Source organism: Paraburkholderia sp. J69-1, from assembly GCF_905220255.1.
Lineage (GTDB): Bacteria > Pseudomonadota > Gammaproteobacteria > Burkholderiales > Burkholderiaceae > Paraburkholderia.
Window position 1 is genome coordinate 1 of record NZ_CAJMZG010000074.1, and the last position, 891, is coordinate 891.

The 891-nt window shown below is 59.5% G+C and carries 1 protein-coding gene; it reads left to right on the forward strand.

All coding sequences use genetic code 11. The features are described from left to right. Position 1: 1 nt before the first annotated feature. A partial coding sequence (locus tag U5A67_RS40415; RefSeq protein ID WP_321818829.1) for a radical SAM protein occupies positions 2–891 on the forward strand: 890 nt, incomplete at its 3' end.

Below are 891 nucleotides of genomic sequence, written 5' to 3' on the forward strand. Positions count from 1 at the left end.
CATGAAAACGCTGTTTTTGCAGGCCCCGTCCTATGACGGCTTCGACGGTGGCGCGGGTTCGCGCTATCAGGCGAAGCGCGAGATCCGCTCGTTCTGGTATCCCACGTGGCTCGCGCAGCCCGCGGCGCTCGTGCCGGACAGCCGCGTGCTCGATGCGCCCGCGGATGGCATCGGCGTCGAAGAGACGCTGAAGATCGCGCAGGACTATGACCTCGTCTTCATTCACACGAGCACGCCGTCGTTTCCCACCGATGCGCTCTTTGCCGAAGACCTCAAAAAGCGCAAGCCTTCGCTGCTGGTCGGCATGGTGGGCGCGAAGGTGATGGTCGATCCGCACAACTCGCTCACGGCCACCGAAGCAATCGATTTCGTCTGCCGCGAGGAATTCGATTTCACCTGCAAGGAAATCGCCGAGGGCAAGCCGTTTGCTGAAATCAAGGGCTTGAGCTGGCGCGCGAAAGACGGCTCGATCGAACACAACGAGGCGCGTCCGATCCTCGAAAACATGGACGAATTGCCGTTCGTCGCGCCGATCTACAAGCGCGATCTGAAGATTGACAATTACTTTATCGGCTATCTGAACTACCCGTATGTGTCGGTTTATACGGGCCGGGGCTGCAAGTCGCGCTGCACGTTCTGCCTGTGGCCGCAGACGGTCAGCGGGCATCGTTATCGCACGCGTTCGGTGGAGAACGTGATCGCGGAAGCGAAGTGGATTCGCGAGAACATGCCCGAAGTCAAAGAGCTGATGTTCGACGACGACACCTTCACCGACGATCTGCCGCGCGCCGAAGCGATTGCAATCGGTCTGGGCAAACTCGGCATGACGTGGTCGTGCAATGCGAAAGCCAACGTGCCGTACAAGACGCTCAAGGTCATGAAGGAAAACGG